The organism is Virgibacillus proomii (assembly GCF_018916875.1).
GTDB lineage: Bacteria > Bacillota > Bacilli > Bacillales > Amphibacillaceae > Virgibacillus > Virgibacillus proomii_B.
Genome location: NZ_JAHLNO010000019.1, coordinates 165,433 through 186,963, shown reverse-complemented (window position 1 = coordinate 186,963; position 21,531 = coordinate 165,433). Strand labels below are relative to the sequence as shown.

Annotated in this window: 16 protein-coding genes and 1 pseudogene; all 17 read right to left on the bottom strand. The window is 36.6% G+C overall.

Going from position 1 to position 21,531, the window contains the following annotated elements; genetic code table 11:
* The 17 genes and pseudogenes from KQI21_RS08375 to KQI21_RS16755 all read right to left on the bottom strand — a co-directional run bounded on the left by KQI21_RS08375 (position 1) and on the right by KQI21_RS16755 (position 21,106).
* Positions 1-861: a DMT family transporter gene (locus KQI21_RS08375; protein ID WP_216483747.1), complete on the bottom strand. Its 861-nt coding sequence runs from the start codon at positions 859-861 to the stop codon at positions 1-3.
* Positions 862-865: 4 nt separating this feature from the next.
* A pseudogene (locus KQI21_RS16760) lies at positions 866-1,379 on the bottom strand (AroM family protein).
* A 214-nt stretch (positions 1,380-1,593) separates the two neighbouring features.
* Positions 1,594-2,529 (bottom strand): DUF1177 domain-containing protein, encoded by a 936-nt coding sequence (locus KQI21_RS08360; RefSeq protein WP_216483746.1) that lies wholly within the window; start codon positions 2,527-2,529, stop codon positions 1,594-1,596.
* Positions 2,530-2,544: 15 nt separating this feature from the next.
* Complete coding sequence (locus KQI21_RS08355) at positions 2,545-3,600, bottom strand: S-methyl thiohydantoin desulfurase family protein (RefSeq protein WP_216483745.1); 1,056 nt, start codon at positions 3,598-3,600, stop codon at positions 2,545-2,547.
* A gap of 17 nt (positions 3,601-3,617) precedes the next feature.
* Positions 3,618-3,884: an OPT/YSL family transporter gene (locus KQI21_RS16130; RefSeq protein ID WP_309245526.1), complete on the bottom strand. Its 267-nt coding sequence runs from the start codon at positions 3,882-3,884 to the stop codon at positions 3,618-3,620.
* A gap of 46 nt (positions 3,885-3,930) precedes the next feature.
* Positions 3,931-4,554 carry an aspartate/glutamate racemase family protein gene (locus KQI21_RS16125; protein WP_309245525.1) on the bottom strand — a complete coding sequence of 208 codons (624 nt, stop codon included), beginning with the start codon at positions 4,552-4,554 and terminating at the stop codon, positions 3,931-3,933.
* A gap of 931 nt (positions 4,555-5,485) precedes the next feature.
* Entirely contained in the window at positions 5,486-6,304 is an 819-nt protein-coding gene (locus KQI21_RS08345) for a nitrilase-related carbon-nitrogen hydrolase (RefSeq protein ID WP_253291365.1), read from the bottom strand.
* 23 nt (positions 6,305-6,327) lie between these two features.
* Positions 6,328-7,569, bottom strand: coding sequence for a cytosine permease (locus tag KQI21_RS08340; protein ID WP_216483744.1), 1,242 nt, complete (start codon positions 7,567-7,569; stop codon positions 6,328-6,330).
* An 810-nt stretch (positions 7,570-8,379) separates the two neighbouring features.
* Positions 8,380-9,939 carry a hydantoinase/oxoprolinase family protein gene (locus KQI21_RS08335; protein WP_216483743.1) on the bottom strand — a complete coding sequence of 520 codons (1,560 nt, stop codon included), beginning with the start codon at positions 9,937-9,939 and terminating at the stop codon, positions 8,380-8,382.
* Between the two features lies 1 nt (position 9,940).
* Positions 9,941-11,023: an S-methyl thiohydantoin desulfurase family protein gene (locus tag KQI21_RS08330; protein WP_216483742.1), complete on the bottom strand. Its 1,083-nt coding sequence runs from the start codon at positions 11,021-11,023 to the stop codon at positions 9,941-9,943.
* A 725-nt stretch (positions 11,024-11,748) separates the two neighbouring features.
* Entirely contained in the window at positions 11,749-12,018 is a 270-nt protein-coding gene (locus tag KQI21_RS08325; protein WP_216483741.1) for a hypothetical protein, read from the bottom strand.
* 232 nt (positions 12,019-12,250) lie between these two features.
* A complete protein-coding gene (locus KQI21_RS08320) occupies positions 12,251-13,843 on the bottom strand; it encodes a PucR family transcriptional regulator (protein ID WP_216483740.1) in 1,593 nt (530 codons plus the stop codon).
* A gap of 1,011 nt (positions 13,844-14,854) precedes the next feature.
* Positions 14,855-15,706 (bottom strand): ROK family protein, encoded by an 852-nt coding sequence (locus KQI21_RS08315; RefSeq protein WP_216483739.1) that lies wholly within the window; start codon positions 15,704-15,706, stop codon positions 14,855-14,857.
* Positions 15,707-15,774: 68 nt separating this feature from the next.
* On the bottom strand, positions 15,775-17,232 hold the full coding sequence (locus tag KQI21_RS08310) for a glycoside hydrolase family 32 protein (RefSeq protein ID WP_216483738.1): 1,458 nt from the start codon (positions 17,230-17,232) through the stop codon (positions 15,775-15,777).
* Between the two features lie 54 nt (positions 17,233-17,286).
* Positions 17,287-18,681, bottom strand: coding sequence for a sucrose-specific PTS transporter subunit IIBC (locus KQI21_RS08305; RefSeq protein WP_216483737.1), 1,395 nt, complete (start codon positions 18,679-18,681; stop codon positions 17,287-17,289).
* 258 nt (positions 18,682-18,939) lie between these two features.
* Positions 18,940-19,923, bottom strand: coding sequence for a LacI family DNA-binding transcriptional regulator (locus KQI21_RS08300; RefSeq protein WP_216483736.1), 984 nt, complete (start codon positions 19,921-19,923; stop codon positions 18,940-18,942).
* A gap of 967 nt (positions 19,924-20,890) precedes the next feature.
* A complete protein-coding gene (locus tag KQI21_RS16755; RefSeq protein WP_216483735.1) occupies positions 20,891-21,106 on the bottom strand; it encodes a helix-turn-helix domain-containing protein in 216 nt (71 codons plus the stop codon).
* Positions 21,107-21,531: the final 425 nt, after the last annotated feature.

The following is a 21,531-nucleotide window of genomic DNA, read 5'->3' as shown; positions in this document are numbered from 1 at the left end:
TTATTTCCTCCCTCTCTCTCTAGAAAAGTATACACTAATTAAAACAAAAACTAATGCAAATACGGTTCCTGCTACTAAATTTTCATTTAATAATAATACACCTAATAAAATTGTGGTAATCGGCATTAAATAAGTTATTAATAAGGCAAAGATAGGACCTGCTTTTTGCACAAGATAAAAATACAGCAGATTGCCAATTCCTGAATTAAATACCCCTAACATCATCAATGCACCAAAATTTTCAATGTCCATAAAAGCTCGGTAACTGGATGGCTCGATGAAGATCATAAATAAGCCTGAATAGACACTTCCTGTAAGCAACGAAACGAACGAAATTGTATACACCGTTACATTCCTTAAATACTTGGATGTGAAAATTGCAGATAACGCATATAAACTAACTGCTAATAATAAAAGAATCGCACTGCTGAAGGTAAAGTTAATCTTGTCAGAGGTACCTAAAAAGAAGGCTACTAGTATTCCACTAAAGCCAATAAGCACACTAAATATTTCCTTTTTACGAAGCTGTATTTTTAAAATAAAGAAGCTGAAAACCATGCCCCAAATTGGGCCAGTCGCATTAAGAACCGCACTTATTGTAGTATCAAGCCCTTTTTGACTAAAGCTCATAAATACCCAAGGGATACCTGTACTTAATAAAGTAATCCCTATTAACGGGAGGAAGTTTTGAAAATCCTGTTTTTTTCTCCTCCATAAAAAGAAGGGGAATAAAGTCAAACCTCCCAACAGACAGCGATAAAATACGATAGAAACAGGATGAAAGTCCGGTAATACCATTTTTGTAAAATAGAAGGTAGAACCCCAAAGCAAGCTTAAAACAAATAAAGCAATGACAGGCATTTTTTTATCTCCATTTCCTTGTTCTCCGGACGTGGAAAATAGACTCGGCATTTCCGAGTCTATTTTCCACGTATTCTAGAGCGACCCGGGCAGTTAAAGTGCGCGGCAGGATAACCGGCAAACCGCTTCCTACTATCGCCATTTTTTTGTGATGTTCATTATACCCCATACAATCGAGCACGATAAGATCTGCTCCATGCTGTTGCAAGCGTTCAGCAGCTCCTTTCACATCACTTTTTTCATAGGGAGGGGCAACTTCAGGTACTAGCGTTAAGTTACAATTTGCCCATTTTTCAATTAAAGTCTCCCTCTGTTCTTCTAATGGAATAATTAACCCTAATGTCCCAGTTGTTGAAATAGCTTGTACCGTATAAGTTAGAACTGGTCTGGATAAATAATTGGTTTGTAGCTTTTAAAGTCGGGAAATCACCTGTACAAAGCATAATAACTACTTCTACTCTCATTTCTAATTTAGTGAGTTCTCTTTGTAAAAGCGAGAGAAGCCTTTGTTTTCCTATCTTTACAGCTCCCCATTTTTTAATCTTGATATATAAGTTTGCTCCGTTAAATCAATCTGGCGATATCAAGCATATCTTCCATTTCCAGCATATCTAATGCTCCACGCTCGATTAGCTTTATTTCCTTACCGAGTATCTTTTCGAAAGAGGCGCGTTACGTCCGTTCTTGGGGACTGACTAATGGTTAACAAACCTATTATACCTTTACTCATTTTTATTTCCTGCCTAATGTTTGTAAATGCTCCATGGAGCCATATTTAGCTTCTATACGGGCAAATTCATCCACATCATAAAACTCAAATTTTCTCTGTGTATACTCTTTAGCAACTTCAATGCTAAAGCGTACTGCTTGAGCAATGTCGACTTCATGACTAGCACCTGTTCCACATCCAGGGACCGCTGTTTTTGTCGTAATTGCTAAACCAACGACAGGTGCACTTGTTGCTACGGACGGTTGTAAAATACTATTGATATGATATATATCATTACCGTATGGAGTAATATCTTGTGTTGTTACAGCAAATGTTACTGGTAAATCACCTGTTGTCATTTCCATAATACGAATTAAATCATTGCTAAACTTTAAAATATATCCAGATTTTACAGTCGGGGATAAAGCAATTCCTCGGTGATTAAACACCTTATTGCCTTTCGTTGTATCAATCGAAATAATAGCATCCATTTCAGGTACTACTTCATATTGATTCATCGTTAAAATATCAACTGGAGATCCCATAAATTCAACTGGTTCATGTGGCTGAGTTGGTGCATTTGGGCAAATATGAGTAGTTACGTACACGTCACCCGGCAGCCGATCACCTTGTTCCACCATAGCTGCTAATTTTAATGCTGTTGCTACAGCAGCGACTGCACCGTCACCATCAGATACTAGGCCAATCCGGCTTGGTCTTGCGCCTAATCCTCCTAGTCTGCCAACAATACCCAGTGTCGGAGCGGAACCTCCACTACTCTTTCCTTCCGTTCCTTTAATGATAATTTTAACAAAGTCCGTAGAACCTTCTTCACCAGTAACTGTAGTATACGAAGCTTCTACATGCTCTTTATCGGCAAATAAATCTGTTACCAGCTTACCGCTTACATATGAACTATCTAATAATTCCAAAGCTTCTAGTGTGTATTTTAAAGACATTTTCTAAACAGCTCCTTAAACAATCTTCTTTTGAATATAGGGTTCAATAACTTTTAGCAATTTTTCATTAAACATAGTTGTACTAAGCTTCAAATTTTTCTTTGGTATGGTAATAACAGTAATTTCCATTCCGTCTTCAATTTCTGCACTTACTAACGGCATACCTGTATTTGTATCAAATGTCATAATCAGATCTGGAAAGGTACTTCTTCGATAGCCTAATATTTCTACTGTCATGTATTCATTCCAGAACGTTAACTCAAGGTCATGATCTACATGTATCGTCCCAATATCAAAACCACCTGTTTTATTTAAGGAAAAGTATGTTACGACACCTGAATGAATAATTCTTCCTTTTAGATGGCTCGTTACTTGCTCAATTCGTTGTAATCCGTTAGGCGTCGATAAAAACAGTTCTCCAAGTTCCATCGCCTGGCTAATTCCACCGATGGCAGCATGGTCCTTGACATATTTTATCTGAACTGGATTTCTGCATACCGCAACCATACCACCTGCTTGAACGGATACAGAGCGGACAGTACTTGCTGCTGTATCAAGCCTGGCAATGACTGTTCCCTTTACCTCTTTTGCTCCTTTTCCGCCTGCAAAGGTCTGAATCGAAACATAGTTTGATACTTCTGACAGATTCATCGAGCCCATCGATCCCGTTGGATGAGCTCTACCATTACTAGGTGCATCTAAAATCGGTAAGCCCGTTGCTGCTGCTTGCAGCCAGCCATTAATCGTGGTACTTGCCCCATTTTCATTCGTCATTAACGCTTTAATCGGTTTGTTACATTCCATTTGCATTCGTTCTACGGTTTCAATTAACTGTTTAGAATTAATATACATCTCTTTGGCGGAAGGGGCGCCAACTAATGAAACACACGCTACATAATCATCATCTTTCAATTCATCAACAGTAATCAATTCCGGATGGTTGTTTTCTAAGAAGGCTAACTCCGCTTTCTCCAGACCATCACGAATCCAGCCTCCTCCACCCCCACCTAAAATACAACCACCATATACAGCATTTTTTGCATCATTTCGCGTTAATAATTTTCTTGTCAATTAGATACAACCTCCCCTTATTTTACTTTCCATATCGATGAAAAGAAGCTATAAATAGCATCCCCAGCAATAAACCCAGCAGCTGTTGTATACATCGTACTTTCTGCTTCTGGACCTTTAACCTTCAGCACAATCGTACGAAGTAATATTCCAGCCATTATAGCCCACCCCGCAATTGGATTAATGATTAAAAGACCAGTTGCTAAAAGAATGCCCATTTGTCGTTTTGGCCCGCCAATTAACTGAATGATTGCACCAGGAATGGCCCAAAGTAATAAAAGCATTCCTACATTGCCAGATAGACCGGACTCTATCGTAACGGCATATGTTCTATACAGGCGGCACTAAGTCCTTGGCAAAAAAGTTATTTGCAAACACCTCTATATGCTTTTGTAAATACGCTTTAAGGCGAATCGTAGAAAAACCGGTACAAGCAAATAAAATTACATCCGCACCAGCTTCTAAAGCCTTATTGATGACCCGAAGCAATTCAGGCTTGGCATACTGTTGAAATAGGTCTGTCGTTTTTCGCAAACGTGGCGAAAACGCATAATTATAAAATGTTTCACCTAATTGTTTTTTCATTGTCGGTGGAGGTTGCTCTGTTATACCAACTACCGCTACTTTACTTCCCACCATACTCGCTGCATGTGCTCCACATATACCTGCGCCGAATACTGGAATATTCACCGCTTGCCTTGTTTCTTCAAGTCCTGGGTCTTTAGCACAACTAATCGTAATCGCATCTATTTGCCCATCCTTGGCCATTTCTTGTGCTAAAGCGACAATTTTAGGTATAGCGACCTTTTCCGATTCATCATCATAAATGCCATTTGGTTGGGAAGCAATACAGCTCGACTTAGACCGAATCCCATATAATTCAGTCAAACGATTTCCATGCTCCTGTAAGACTTGATTGTCTTTTGTAGTTAGTACTCTTATTATTCCTAGCATACATTCACCCCTTTGTATGATTATAAATTTTTAAACAATTCGCAGGAATGGAATAAGTGGGAAAAAATCAATCTCAAAGTTTTCCCATATTTTCTTTTTTATAGTGTGTGTTCAAGAGAAAGATAAAGTGAAACTTCATTCAGTAGGAGTTTTCTTCCATCTTCTACTGAATGTTACTACCGTAAGGGTATGACCTAAAGGCCCTTTAACGAATCGGGTATTTAGGTGTTGTAATCTCCAACTTAGACTTGTTGCAGTATGGATTCTCCAATTCTTGAAGTGGGAGTCTTACAGCACCTTATATGCGGGATAAATAGCAAGAAAGTCGAAGCGTCAACTATTTTCCAAAACCAAAGAGAAAATTCATTTTATCTCTTCCTTAATGATCGTTTTTCTATTCGGGGAACTACCTTAAAATTGAAACAAATCTAACTTAACACGAAACAACTCAATCTCAGAAAACCAATATTCTAAGCTTATAAAAGGATTGTTGTTTCTGAACAAAAACCGGAAGCACTCGGTTAACGGCATAGATTAGAGACCTTCTAAAGCGATAAAGGAAACATGCCCTGCAGGCAGAGGTATGCCAACGCCTGAGCGGCAAGCCCGCTTTCAGTCGGCCTTCCTTTAGATTCGAGCCAATGTTGACTTATCCATAGGAAGAAGGTCGAAGTTTGCTAGCAGCACGAACGCTTAAACTGGACAAAGATACGCTTCAAAAAAAAGGGGACTCACCAGTCGTAGAATTTTATTTTTATTAGAAAAACTTGGCTTATCGCCAAGTCTTTATGGCGAAAGCTGTAGTTTTTCTTATACTATAAACCATAAAGTTTTATACTTTCCTATAGTATAAAAAATAGCGGCATTCTTATCCGAAATGATAAGAATGCCGCCACTGTTAAACGAAATTTAGTCATCCTTACTATCATGGCTATTTTTCTGTTAACAAATTATACATAAATGGTTTACGATCACGTAAATAAGAAATTTCAGTGCGATATTTAAGAATATCTTCAAGATCAATCTCAATAACCTCGACTGTTTCTTTATCGGTAGGCAGCTCTTTTATAATCTGCCCACGTGGATTACATACCTTACTTTTTCCAAATAAATGCAGTCCATGTTGGTCTCCAACACTATTTACACCAACTGTAAATAATACATTTTCCAAAGCGCGTTGGGGCAGATTTAAATCCCACATATCCTCATCTTCTATTCTCCATGCAGAAGGCACAAAGATAATATCTGCTCCTTGTAAACAAAGACTTCTAGATACCTCAGGAAAACCAGCGTCATAACAAATGGCAATGCCGATTTTTCCAAAGTCTGTATCAAATACAGGGAACTCAGATCCTTCTTTAAAGTAAAATCGCTCCAATGCCCATAAATGTGCTTTTGCAAAGCTTCCAACTATATTTCCTTCTCTATCAAAAACCAAAGCAGAATTATAAGCCACTCCTGCTAATTCTCTTTGTTCAACAATCGGAGCAATGACATATACGTTATTTTCTTTTGCTGTTTGGCTCAATACTTCTACACTTTGTTGAAAATATTTTAAGCCTAATTCATTTGTTTTTTCCTTAAGGTATGCCAAATGATAGCCGGTAGAAAAAAGTTCTGGAAGACAAACAATATCACTTCCTTGCGATGCTGCCTGCTTAATAAATTTTGCAGCTTTTTGTAAATTAAACTCTACATCACCTAGCTTTGCCTCCATTTGAATAATGCCAATGGACACTTTTTTGGTCAACGAACTCAACTCCATTCTGTTTTTCAATTAGATAACACTTTATTGTCAAATGCTTTTTCTAAAGCGAAATACAATAAGCCAGCTACAATAATAGAATTAATTGGTGCAATTCCAAATCCCCATTTTGAAGATAGGTATGAAACAACTACCCCGCCAATCCAGGCAAAGATTGCCAGCCAATGGATTCCTTTTCGGATAACAAGCTTCTTTTTCTGAATAATATAATACTCTACCCAAATCACACCGGCGATTGCTGATACAGTCATACTCAGAAAGCTTAAAAATCCTTGAAAGACACTAATAATATCAAATGCCGCTAAAATGATACCCACACTTCCTGCAATTAACGTTAAATAAATTCGTTTTACATTTGGAAAAATATTTTTTAAGGCTAGTCCACCTGAATAAGCATTGGCTAAATTCGTAGACCAGGCAGCAAGGATTAATACGACAAAAGCTACCCAGTTAAATCCTAATGATTTCAATACTTCCGTAATATCTGTATTCAATGCGTTAACAGACATTATTCCGGCTGCAACTTGTTGAAAAAATGTCACTAATGCTACAGCGACAAATCCCACAATAACGACATCTTTAATTCCGCGTGTATAGCGGAGATAATCAGGAGAAATAACTGCACCTACAATAATTAAGCCTACAACAATATCAATGCCCTTAATCATTGTTATTGGGTTTTCCGGAGTATAATCAAGTACTGGACTAATCCCTCCGCCTTGATCAATCGCTTTAATCAGTGCCCAAACAATTAATACAATTAGTGGTGGAATCGCAATATAATTAAATAATGCCATCGTATTAAACCCATATGCTGCAACTACCACCATCAAAATTCCTATAATGATCACCGTTAATGTTAAGTTGATATTAGGAAATATTTGCTTTATTGATAGTCCAGCAACCCCGGCTTGAATACCAAACCATCCAAAGCTGGTAATTCCAAGGATTAAAGAAATAACCCAAGTTCCACCAATCTCTCCAAATGGCCCTTTAGCTATAACATACGTATTTACCCCTTCACGGCTGCCGATATTTCCTTGAATAATGAGAATTGCCATAAGAATAAGATTTCCAATAATGGAGACCCAAATCAAATCCTTTAATGTTAAACCGGTTATTAATGTACTTCCTACCATTAAAGCAGAAATAGCGATATTTGTCCCAAGTACGTTAAATAATGGTGCTTTCCAACCAATTCGTTCGCTTAGTGGAACAGGCTGTAATATTAAATCTTCTCTTTCTTCCATATAATAATCCACCTTTATGCTTAAATTTTTATCTCAACATTTATCAAAAGCGTATTAAAAATTCATTATAGTGAGTGACATCACGATACTAACATGCTGTTCAAATCCAGCAACCAAACGACGAAATATAGAGAAAAGGTAATCTCTTATATATGTTGCAAATTGATATCTAGGAACAACAAACGGAGAAGTTCAATGTGTCACGATTACCTTGCACGAAAATAACATTTAAACACCACGTCGATTCCATGTTATGAATTTTCTGTTTTACGATAAGTACCTGTACAGGCTTCTGTTCCAGATACTTAAGCTTAGAAAAACTTGGCTTATCGCCAAGTCTTTATGGCGAAAGCTATAGTTTTTTTCTTATACTATAAACCATAAAGTTTTATACTTTCCTATAGTGGAATAAAAGCTAGAAGCACTCAGTTAACGACGTACAAACCCGAAGAACTTCTAACGGGATAAAAGAAACATGCCTCTAAACAGTGGTATGCCGACATTGGGTGGCAAGCCCGCTTTTGTCGGCTTTCCTTTAGATTCGAGCATATGTTGACTTATCAAAAGAAGAGGAGCGAAGTTTGCTCCAGCTTTAACCCCTAAGCTAGATGATGGTAATTTTCAAAAAAGTTATCCAAAGAAATATTCCCTAAACAATCAAATACTTTTTTAAAATCATCTAGAAAATAATAAAATTTATTAGTGCATGTACAAAAAACAAAGCATAGTTCAAGTGGAAGGTCTTACGGCTCTTTACATGCGGGATAAGCCAGCAGCCAACAACAAAGTGTACATTTTTGATCATCTCGATTATTTCAATAGCTCACCTGCTGCCTTTACACTTATACGTGTTGCATTACCTGGTAAGTAAGCTAGTGGGACATCTTCAATTTCAACAATTTTGCAAGTATCAGGATTTGCACCAGCAGCGATTGCTTCCTCAATCGCTAAGTGTTTCGCTTCTTCAATTGCCTCAAGACGTCCGAATTGATCTAATGAATAAATACGTTCTACTTGTCCACTAACCTGACTTATCGCTGACCCAATAGCATTAGCAACACCAAAATTTTCAGGTTTATAAACGTGAGAAGCTCCCTTTAATTGCTCAGGAAATAAAACACTTCCACCACCAACAAGAATGACAGGTTCAGGTTCTCCACTTGTTTTCATTTGATCAATGGCATTCTCTACCATTGCTATCATTTGCTGATAAATTTTTTCCAGCAATGGAACATCTAAATGTGCAACATTATTGTAATCTCCAATATTTGCTTTTCCTAAGAAAACAGCAATATCCGTAGCTGTTAACGTGTCACCGCCAAACACCATTGCTTTTTCCTTCAGACGATATCCAACACTATCTGGACCAATTGTAAATGTATTATCTTCCTTAATGCGTATGATTGTTCCGCCGCCTAAACCAATTGAAACAAGATCAGGCATACGGAAATTAGTACGAACTTTACCAATTTCAACAGCTAACGCTGATTCACGCGGAAAAGTGTCTACCAATACACCTACATCTGTCGTAGTGCCCCCGACATCGACAACAATCCCATTATCAACATCTGACAAATAAGATGCACCACGTAGACTATTTGTTGGTCCACAAGCAATTGTGTAGATAGGGTACTTCATAGCATATTCCACTGACATCAGCGTGCCATCGTTTTGTCCAAAATAAACTTGACAGTCGATTCCTTCCTCATGTAGAGCAGCGATAAATCCGTTAGCCATTGCTTTTGCAACATTAACTACAGAAGCATTTAAAATCGTTGCATTTTCGCGCTCAATAAGACCAACACTACCGATTTCAAACGACAAAGAAATAGGAATCTCATCACCTAATACTTCTTTTACAATTGCCTGTGCAGCTTCTTCATGATCTTGAGTTACAGGCGAAAAAATCGAAGTAATCGCTACAGAATCTACCTTTCCTTTCATCTTTCTAGCAGCATCATAAATTGCTTGTTTATCTAATGGAACAATTTCTCTCCCGTCATATTCATGTCCGCCGCGAACAACATATACTTCGTTACCTAAGTGTGACTGTAGATCTTCCGGAAATCCGATAAGCGGTTTAACAGCCATACTAGCAGGAGCGCCAATACGGATAATCCCAACTTTATTTAAATGTTTGCGCTCAACGATGGCATTGGTACAATGTGTAGTACCAAGCATAGCATGCGTGATTTGTTCCGTTGGGATACCGGCTTGTTGCACAACTTCTTTTAAAGCTAATAAAATCGCCTCACTGACATTGTCTTGTGTAATTATTTTTGTCGCTGAAATTACTTCCATAGCTTCATTTAAAATAACCGCATCTGTGTTTGTCCCACCTACATCAATTCCAATCCGATAAAAACTCATTTTACATCACCCCCTCGCTGGTTATTATTTCAATTGGTATATATTCTAAATCATAGCCGAAATATCTTGGACCAACCGTTTCGATCCCCTTTTCTGTTCTCCATTTTTCGTGACAGGCAATGCCGATTACTGTACATCTCACTCCATATCTTAGCCCTTCTGTCGTAAATGGCTGTCCAGTTTCATTATCAAGCAGACAAATTAAATCAGGAGTAATGCAAACAGGCTTGCCATTTTCTGTAGCGAGTAAAAATTCATTTTGAAAGTGTAGGGATAATGTTTTTCCCTTATCTTCATTCATTCCTTCTATTGTTGCAATTCCTCTGGCAAAACCTGTCGATGTTTTCCGGTCTATGTCTATTACCTTTCCTTCAAATAAAGAATAGCCACTTGTAAAAGATAATACTTCCTGAATCGGATTTTGTTTTGATTTTCTAATAATTTTTCCAATCCCTTCAGCAAACGTTAAACTTTTAGCTACACCACTATCCTTCACTTGCTTTCCAGACATGGAGTATTGAGCAACTGTAGAAGACCCCCCCATTTGAACCGTTATGTTACGAGCAATTCGTTCTGACCAATGATTATCAATAGTATGAAGAATGGAAGTATTACCTCGTTCGTCAGCGATGACTAAAGGACTATTTGAAATACCATCTAGATAGAATGTAACCATTTGTAGCTCTGGAAAAGCTCTTCCCATACCATCAACATTGATAATTGGCAGACCAAGGCGAGCAGCAATTGCTACCGGAAGCAATGAATTTACTCCACCAATTTCAATCGGCATCGTTGCAAAGATCTCTCTTCCTAAGTGTTCTTCCATAAGTTGAAATGCATTTTTCGCTTCATTTTCTCCAGGTGCTTTTTCAAATAATACAGTCGGAGCTCCCATCATGCCAATCGGTACAACAAGAGCATCGTCTGGTACTTCATCAACCTCAAGCATTTTTACAGGACCATGCTCTTTAATAGCTTGTATTGCCATTAATTCTCCAATATAAGGATCACCCCCGCCTCCAGTACCAAGTACCGCAGCTCCAACCGCAATATTCTTTATTGCATTTTCATCCAAATAACGCATTACAAAGTCTCCTTAATAAAGTTTTTATTTTAATTATTTCGAATATTAATATTAAGTCCGGGTGGTCTTTATATATGATGAATAAATAAAATATTCACGGACTTTTCTTTTTAAAAAATCGTAATATCTATCCATCCCTTTTTATAATTATAAATTTTTTAACAATTCTCAGGAATGGAATAAGAGGGAAATAAATTCGGGTTAAGTTTTCTCACTTTTGCCATGGCAAAAAGGCAAGATCTATAAAATTTCCTGAGTATTTGTTTTTTGTTACTATTTAAACTGTGTAAAAAAGCAATATTTTTTCCAAACAATAAACGGTTCAGTGGGAATTTCCCCTATATCCTGCTGATAAGTAAAACAAAAGCTAGAAGCGCTCGGTTAGCGATGTACAAACTGGAAATCTTCTGACTGGATAAAGTGAAACTTCATTCTGTGGAACGCCTTTCCCAAGGAATAAATCGGGCATTTAGGAGCCATAATCTCCAATTTAAACTTCTTTCGTATTCCCTATAATCTTGAAGTAGTAATTTTACGGCATCTTACATACGGGATAAAGTAAAAATTCATTTAAGGAGTGTTTTTCTCCTTGAAGAGGAACAAACGCTAAACTCGAATGTTCTTTAAAAAAGAAAAGTGTTTGCTTTTTCTGCATATAATTTGCTCGCTGTCGTAGCTTTCCTTGTTTTTAAAAAAGAAAAACGCTTTTTTTCTGCTTGCGATGCCTATTCAAGCAGTCTCTCTAGTCCTTGAAAAGGAAAGCACTTTTCTGCGTGCGAAGTATCGCTGTCGTAGCTTTCCTTGTCCTTGAAAAGGAAAGCACTTTTCTGCGTGCGAAGTATCGCTGTCGTAGCTTTCCTTGTCCTTGAAAAAGGAAAGCACTTTTTCTGCGTGCGATGCGTCGCTGTCTGTCGTGGTTTTTTCTTGTCCTGTCGCCCAAACGATTGGGATTTAGGAGCCATTTCTTTCATAAAGATGGCAAACAGATTTTTCAAATAAGAGAAATACGGCTCCTTAAATTCTGGATAAGGAAAACATGCCTCTAAAACAGGGGTATGCCGACGTCTAAGCGACAGGCCCGCTTTTAGTCGGCCTTCCTTTAGATCCGAGACGATGTTGACTTATCGTAAGAGAGCGAAGTTTGCTAGGCTGCCGAGCGCTTAAGTTAAACGGATACAAGATATCTGCCGTGTAAGTATACCTACAGGTCTCTAAAATGAAAATTGATCATATCAGATCTTTAATCATTAGACAAAATTTTAAAATAAAACGATTGTCGGCATCATTTAAGTCCATATTTAATAACTGCTCGATTTTTTGTATTCGATAATTTAGTGTACGGCGATGAATAAATAATTTTTCTGAAGCCTTTGACACATTACCATTTTCATTTAAATACATTTGTAATGTTTCCACCAAATCATTATCTTCTTGAAGTAATGGAAATAAAACATTTTGTGTATATCTTCGAGCAAACAGATCAGAAGTTAATTGGAGAAGAATTTCATAAATACCTAGTTTATCATGTGTATAAATCGTATGTTCCGGCTTTATTTTTAAACCGATCTCCATTGTTTTAGTTACTGTATGCACGTGCTCCTCAAAGCTGGTTGGTGTTTTAATCGATGGGCTAATGGCAACGCGAGTAAAATTCCAGCTGTCTTCTCCATTAAATCGTTCAATAATTTCATTCCATTGAGTTATAATTTGACCATATGTTTCTTCTTTACAATACAAGAACAAATAAAATTTATTATACTTCTCAAAAATAAAGTTTTCACAAGTTGTTAACTGATTGACGAGCCCATAGAGTTCTTTTCTAATTAAGCTTGAGTAATCAATAACTTGATGCTTTGGATAGTTCGTTAGTTTCAACCAATTCCCATAAAAGTTAACAATTATTGCAGTTTTCGTTGCATTGATATCGTCCAGGTGCAATAAAAATTGTTCAATTGCCTCTAAATCATCCTGTCGATTTTTTTGTAAATATAGTTGGTCACTGATAAAGAGCTGACTTAATTTATTCGCCACATTGTTTAAATGATTTGGTGAAACATCTTGAAACAATTCTTTGTCAGTATAGGAAATATGCAAAATAGCAAACAAACTATTTTTCCATATGAGAGGAAGAAGAATCTTTCTGCGCAACCCTGTTTTATAGAATACTGCATATTTATTCGTTAAGACGTCATTCTCCCATCCAGTAACTTCTTTGATATAATCAGAATAGTAGGGCTTTGAAAACAGTGAAGTGGATCTCCGCCAGCCATCCGCATGAAATAGAGCAGCTGCATATAACAAACGACCGTCTAAATCTTCAATATATACAGGGGATTTAACAATTTCAGCTATTTGATTCAATGCTTCTGGTAAAGAGGAAAAATTGGTTTGTTCAATTTCATACAATGGGTGCTGCAATTCTACCGTTTTTTGCTGTTTTTCCAAATATAGTTGTTCATATAGGGGTGTTAAAACACTAATATAAGTGACATCCTTTGGAATGGTTATAATTGGAAAATTATGCTGATCTGCTAAATGAATGATTTCAATTGGGATAGAAGTAATAAAGCGTCCTAGTTTGACGACGATTCCAGCAGCTTTTTGGTAAATTAAAGCTTGGACAATCTCAACTTGCCTGTTTGGCAAATCCTTAATCGAATAAAAGGTTGTAACAACCAAAACCCCAGACGTTACCCAACTTTTTACCTCAGGTACTTCCATCACTTCAATAGCTGTGATATCACGAGATATACCTTTTTCACCAGCGATAACTTTTCCTTTTGCTAACCCACCAACCAACAATGCATCCTGTATTTTCATAAGAATTCTCCCATTCTAAACAAATTCTTAGTTGAAATATTAGTTTTCCATAGTTTGTATACTTATTATGATAGTGTAATTTGCCTGTAAATGAAACCTGTTATGCAAAATTTGAAATTTTTAGCAACGGAAAAAGCTATGCCTTTTCAGAGGCATTGGTCATATGGAATCGGAGTTGTTGAAGTCTATACTAACACCACTTATCAGTGAATTATACTGAAGCTCTATTTTTCTATAACGTAGATAAAGTGAAACTTCATTCCGTAGAACGCTTTTTACACGGAATGTTAGTACCGCAAGGGTATGACCTAAAGGCCCTTGAACGAATCGGGCATTTAGGTGCCGTTTTCACCCACTATCAACTCAGGTCTTGAAGTGGGAGTCTTACGGAACCTTACATGCGGGATAAACGAAGACTTGACTTAGGTTTTCTTACTTTGTTTGAATGATTCTAAAAATAGCGTGAATAAATTCCTTATCCCCTTTTTAATCTGCCTTTTTCTATCCATGCATGAAAAAACAAAAAACCCGAACTGCCTAAAAAACGCACGTATAGCGTTTTTAAACAACTCAGGTTATGCCCTTTAAAGGTTACATTCCTATATAGGATATTTTATTTTACAATAATAATCTAGCATACCGTTTATAGTTTGTCAACGTTTTCACAAAATGTCTATTTATATCCTTGTTACATCCACAAAACTTTATATGTTTTAGTTAAGGGATTCATAGTTTCATTAATTTATATGTTTAAAAGAGGATTCAAGGTGCGACGGAACGTTTTCGTTTAAGCAGCGAACAACATGGTGTGAGTTTGTGAACTAATAAACTAGTATACAATCATATCCAGTACTTTGTATTTCATATGTTGTAAAACGTTTTTCACTGACAACGAATTTTATTATATGGTAACATTTCACCTATATATATTGAAAACATAATTTTAACTTTGAGTTTAACGAACTGGCTGCGTGTTAAAAAACTATTCAATCTACCCAAATACTCTCCATATTACTTTAGCGTTAATGCAATAGCCCCTTTTACACCTTGCTCATCATTCAACATTGGAGCAACGATTAGATCATCCACCTGTTTCACTTCTAAATAACCATTCAGCAAATCCAAAAAATACTTGCGAATCATCGAATAAAGCTTTACCTGCTTCATTACTCCCCCACCAATGATAATTTTTTCTGGGGACAAAATAAGATAGTAATTCATCATTGCTTGTGCTAAATAGTAAGCTTCGATTTCCCAAACTTGCTCTTTATCTACCAGCAAATTTGCCTTTATGCCGTAACGCTTCTCAATCGCCGTACCGGAAGCAAGGCCTTCTAAGCACGAACCATGACTTGGACAACTACCTGTAAAGGAATCATCCTGATGTTTTCGAAGTAAAATATGACCCATTTCCGGATGATTCTTTCCTTGAAATACTTCTCCACGTAAGACAAATCCTGCACCAATTCCAGTCCCTACTGTAATGTACAAACAACTATCCGCATGCTTACCAGCACCGTAGTTGTACTCACCAAGACAAGCCGTGTTTACATCTGTGTCCAAGTAAACGGGCACTGAAAAATCATGTTGAAGCTTATCAAGCAACGGATAGTTACGCCAACTTATTTTTGGTGTATTTAAAACTGAACCGTATGCGGAACTTTTTTTATCTAAATCAACCGGCCCAAACATACCAACACCAAGCGCTTCAATTGCATAGTTGGCAAAATAGTTTTTCACTGCTTTTAATGTATCATCTGGGTCAACTGTTGGAAGGCTGATCTTATCGATTATCTTCCCGTTTTTATCACCAACTGCACATACAAACTTCGTACCGCCTGCTTCAATTGCCCCAATTAACATATCATACAAACCTCCTTCAGGAAGCAGAAGAAACCATCTCCTTAACTGCTTCCTTTATTTTTTTGTTTTCAATATTTTGTTATCTTTTTCACATTCCATTTCTTTATATTAATCGTAACATTACCTTCAGCTTTAAAAATAACATCCTTCGCTTCCAAATCATCAAAAATTCGAGAGGAAAATACTTCTTCACCATCATTAAGAAAAATTTCCATAGAGGATGTATCCTTAAAAATGAACATCTCCTTTAAGCTTTTCAAAACGCAATGCCTGCTCTCTATCGCATGTGAAGCTGTGAAACTTTTTCTCTGAAAAGTAAACACTTGGGATGTTTGATCATAGATGAGCTTGGATTCTCCAATTTGTACGATTAACTCGCTCGCTTGCCAATTCTTTATCTCTAGCTTTATTGCAAACACATTCCCATAAACATAAGGTAACGTAATAGGTTTTTTATTGTCTATCACTACATTATCATAGTAAGTTTCATCTTCATATAATTTTTCAAGTTCTTTAACCGGACGTTGCCATAACTTCCCATTTCTCCATTCTAAATAGCGAGGAATCGTAAGAGCGTGTATCCAGTTGTATTTGACAGTAGGATGTTTTGATTCACCTACTTCTGCGTTTCCTAACCAGCCAAACAATAATCTTCTTCCTTTTGTATCAACTGTCGTTTGTGGTGCATAGAAATCAAACCCTCTATCCAACTCAACAAAGGAGTCATGGAGAAAAGATACATTATCATAATCAATTTGACCTGAAAAATAACCAGATTGAAAGATATTTTGGTATTGAAATCCTCTAGCAGGAATTCCTTGGGGACAAACTAGTAAAATATCCTTATCACCTAAGCGAAAAATATCCGGACACTCCCACATATAACCAAAATCTTCTAACCCGTTAGACTCAGCACCCACTAAAGTTCCTTTAAAAATCCATGTTTTTAAATCAGAGGATGTGTATAGGACAGCCTCGCCTGTTTCTTCTTCTGTTTGCGCTCCAAGCACCATAAACCATTTTCCGTTGTTAAAAAACACCTTTGGATCACGGAAATGCGCCGTGTAACCATCAGGAACATGAATGACAGGACCCTTTTTTTCAAAGTGAACCCCATCAATTGATACAGCCATACATTGATAAGAATTACGATTTCCCTCATCATCGATGACATTTCCTGTATAAAAAACATATATTTTATCCTGAAAAACAATAGCGCTTCCGGAATAACATCCATCTTTGTCATACCACTTATCAGGTACAAGTGCGATGGGTGCTTCTTTCCAATGAACGAGATCCTCAGAGATAGAATGCCCCCAAAATTTTGGACCATGATTCGTTGCAAAAGGATTCCACTGATAAAAAATATGATACTGGCCTTTAAAAAACACAAACCCATTCGGATCATTTAACAATCCTACCGGTGGCATAATATGATAATGCAGTCGATAAGGGTCACTTGCTACTTTTTGCTTATTCCCCTCTATTTGTTTATATGCCATTTCTTTTTCTATCCTACTATTCATATATAAAACTCCTAAACATAAATAATAAACCGATCCTTCAATTGTCTATATTTTTTAATCCTGTTTCAGTTGTTTATCTGAAAAGCCAAAGAGCCATGTAAGCACAAAGGCAACACCAATCGCAATTAAATTAACGAATAGATATAGAAGAACTTGTCCATTTAAATATAGCAGCGTACCAGGAATCACCGTAACAGCCATTCCCGTCCCTTTTAAACCTATTAACGCAGCAACGAATCCACCAGCGCCACCACCAATTAACCCCATTACAAATGGTTTTACATAACGTAAATTAATCCCAAAGATTGCCGGTTCTGTAATGCCTAAAAATGCTGACAATGATGAAGGATAAGCTAGTGCCTTTAGCTTTTTCGATTTTGTTTTTAGCCCAACTGCAAGTGCAGCTCCACCTTGAGCCGCAACAGAAGAGGTAACAATAGCGTTAAAAGGATTACTACCAATACTTTCAAGCAGCTTTATTTCTAATAAGTTAAAAATATGGTGAACACCAGTGATTACAATGATTTGATTAAAGAAACCAATTAATAATCCAGCTAAACCAAATGGAAAACTCAAAATATAAAGTGTTCCATCCAAAATATAACCTTCAATTAGATGAAAAACAGGTCCAATCACAAATAATGATGCAGCAATCATGATTAACAAAGTTAAGAAAGGGGTAAGAATTAAGTCAAGTGTCTCAGGTACTCGTTTACGAATTATCCGTTCTAATTTAGCACCAATTATTCCAGCGATAAATGCCGGCAGTACAGATCCTTGATAGCCGACAACCGGAATAAACCCAAAGAACATCAATGGTTCTGCACCTGTTGCTACTCCCCATGCATTTGGTAAAGATGGGCTAACTAGCATTAGGCCGAGAACTATTCCAATGATCGGTGTGCCACCAAACACACGAAACGTAGACCAAGCAACCAATGCAGGTAAAAAGATAAATGCTGTATCCGTTAGAATTTGCGTAATTAAAATGAAGTTTTCCGAAATATCAGCTGGTGACAAACCGAAAAATGCCAACAGCTCCTCCTGCATGATTAATCCACGAAGCCCCATAAACAAACCAGTAGCTACAAGCACTGGAATAATTGGAACGAAAACATCTCCAAACGTACGGATAGCACGTTGGAATTTATTACCCTTTTTCGCCGCTTCTTTTGCTTGTTCTTGTTTAGATATGCTGTTTACATCGAATTTCTCTACTTCTTCATAGATTTGATTTACTGTACCAGTACCAAAAATAACTTGAAATTGTCCCGAGTGAAAGAACGCTCCCTTTACTTTATTAATCTTTTCTACACGTTCTTTATCAATTTTTTTCTCATCAATAATGATCAAACGTAATCTTGTCGCACAATGAGCTACAGAAGCTATATTCTCTAATCCGCCAATCGCTTCAATCAATTCTTGAGCTATTTTCCTGTTTTCTGACATTATTACACTCCTTCCATTGTGGTATCGATTCCACATCAGACAAATAAAATTGTGATAGCGGAAGTTTTGATATATCCTAGGACTTTTTTCAGTTGCTATCTTCTCGGTACATATATCCTTATGGGAGAAATAGCATCGCTCATCATGAATTAAATTATCTTTTCATTAAGATACTATCCCAAACTATCAAAGCTTTATTCTTTGTGGAATCGATACCACAAGCAATAAAAAATATATGTGAAATCGATTTCACATATATCATACACTATCACGAATAATAAGTCTATAGTCCAGGACAATTTTTTCTTGATATTTTTCTGAACGAATCCGAGCTAAAATCTGTCTCGCTGCTTCTTCACCTGCTTTTTCATTTTTGTAGTCAACTGTAGTTAACGGGGGATCAACATACTGGGATAATTCGGAAGCGCCAATTCCAATAAACGCCATATCTTTTGGTACGTTAAATCCTTGCTGCTTTAAATAGCTGATAGCGCCTATTGCCAATCTATCCGTAACAGCAACAATAGCGGTTGGTCGTTTGGAACAACATTTTATCATATTTTCCATCGCCGTGTAACCTGAATCAATATCAAAAACCGCTTTCTGAATCCAAGCTTCTTCAATTGCTAGATGATGTGCCATCATTTCATCAAAAAATCCTTTTTTACGCAAGTAACCAACGGCCCGATCGGATTCGTCAACGCCAATAAAACCGATCCGTTTATGTCCTTTTTCTATTAAGAAAGCGGTTAATTCTCTAGCTACATGATAGTCATCATACGTAACGCACATAACTCCTTCTGCTTCCTGACCGATGAGGACAATCGGCAGACTGATCTCATTGATTTTTTGCATAAGTTCTGGTTCTGTATTCGTTGCAATCAATACAATTCCATCCACCTGGCGCATAAGCAAATCTAAGTACTCCAATTCCTTTTCTTTGTTGTGGTTCGTGTTTGCAAGTAGAATCTGGTATCCATGTTTTGATAATTCTTTTCCTAAACCTGTAACCACCCTGCTAGGCGTTTCTGTCTGAATAGTAGGCAGAATCACTCCAATTACTTTCGTCTTTTTTGTCCTTAAAGATTTTGCATATCTACTCGGCACATAGCCTGTTTTTTCAATGACTTCCTCAACACGCTTTCTCGCGTCATCACTTACATAGCCGGAATTATTCAAAACTCTAGAAACAGTTGACCTCGAAACACTTGCCATTTCAGCGATATCTTTTATCGTTACCAAAGTTATGTCCCCCTCCTTAATTTTAAATTATATCTATATGTAAATTAACCAAGCATTCGTACAAATACTCCCTAGTTGACTTATACTTTGAACATTAAAATTTTCACTGTTTTCACTTAATTTCCGAACTAAATTTATACTGTCCTAACGTATAAAATATACCAGGTTTCTCCTTTGTTTCCAATAACCAAGTTAATTTATTATCCCTCTAATACAAACATAAATGAAAAGAAATGCGATTCATCACACCGCCTATAGAGTTGAGTTACTTCTTGCCTTACAACTTAAAATACATCATTTCACATATTATTATCTGTAACTTTTAATCCTTATGAATCAATTTCATAATAGCTTTTATTAAAAAAGTTCATACTTGCAGTATTTTAAAATTATACGTTAAAAAATTCTAAATAAAGTTGTGCTATCAGTGTTCCATTCGGATATACTTCACTTTCCGTGGGTAACGCCTCAACTTCCTCGGAAGCAAAGAACGGCTTCCTGCGGGATTTTCGGCTCTGCTTTTCCCACGGTAGTCTATGTGTATCCGAATTCCATACAGACCTAATTTCCCCGTACTAACCATTTATAAAAAATCAAACATCATACTATGCACTTATAAGTAATTTATCATCCACAAGACATTACTTTTAAACTCACACTAACCCAAGTTGTTCTTTTCCATACACACATTTATAAGATAAGAAATATAACCGAATTGGTACAAATTCCGGTTTAGACTGAAGTTCTATTCAAATCATAAGATAAGATTCTAGTTTTTTTCCACCATGATCACATATTAACTATACCTATACATCTCTAAATAAGCTATTTGTCAAATAATGGTCATAGGAAGTACTCCTAATCTCAATGGTTGTTTTGGTCAACTACCATTATACAAGATTTGGAACTTCCTTTTTTCATTGCAAAGCTCTTGTGAAACATGGCTAAGAATTATCAAATTCATTCCTTATAAGAATTTTTTTCTAAATAAAGTAGGTGTTAAACCAGTTTCCCTTTTGAAGACATTGCAAAATTGCGAATCATTAACAAATCCTGCATTTAAGTCAATTTCTGATACAAGCATAGACGGATTCTTGATTAAACATTCTATTGCATAGTTTATTCGTTTTAAATAAAGATTCTGTAAAGGAGCAATCCAAACTTTTCCTCGAAAACCGATCATAACTGTTATACAACCTGTCCGTTAGAAAAAATTGAAGTTTAAACAAGGCTACTGGTGCCCAATTCTTTCGGAGTCTCATCAGCTTCAATCTTGCCACCAACACCGTTCCATAGCCCTATGTTTGGGCTGTTTAATCTATTTACCATAAGTAATTTTTGATCCTTTTTTATATATTCAGCATTTTATATCCTTCTGTTAGCAAATATTTAGTTTTCTATATATAGGAAAGCTCGATCTCAATAGCAATTGCTTACATTAAACCTACATTTTTTACGATGTCAAATCAACCCTTCCTCCTTATTTTATACTTTATAACCTACAAGCAAAATGAATTCTGTACAACAAATACAAATTACATGCCAATAGTAACGTATAGGTAACCTCCGCACAAAAAAGTGCATTCTTTACAGATACTTCTAACAGTT